Source organism: Streptomyces sp. P9(2023) (assembly GCF_032436795.1).
Lineage (GTDB): Bacteria > Actinomycetota > Actinomycetes > Streptomycetales > Streptomycetaceae > Streptomyces.
On the sequence record NZ_JAUPWM010000598.1, the window covers coordinates 1 to 260 of the forward strand.

Annotated in this window: 1 protein-coding gene; it reads left to right on the plus strand. The window is 50.8% G+C overall.

Going from position 1 to position 260, the window contains the following annotated elements; all coding sequences use genetic code 11:
* Positions 1-75: 75 nt before the first annotated feature.
* Positions 76-260, plus strand: a 185-nt coding sequence (locus Q5762_RS38835) for a hypothetical protein (protein ID WP_315897024.1), incomplete at its 3' end; no start/stop codon positions are given.

The following is a 260-nucleotide window of genomic DNA, read 5'->3' on the forward strand; positions in this document are numbered from 1 at the left end:
TCCTGTCTCACCGGCGACCGCAAGGGTGCAGAAATCTGCAATGTCGTAGACATTGGTACACGTGCTGATGCCTACGTGATCCAGTACAAGCGTATGCTTGAAAAGACCGGTGGTGATGCACGTATCGACCGTAAGCAGACCAAGAACGCAATCATGACTGCTTTCTATGGTTCCGAGGCAACGCCAAATCGTGTCTTTGGTGAAGGCCAGTTGCTCGACATCTTCACCGAAAGCATAGAAGAAGGTGCACCATTTGCTTG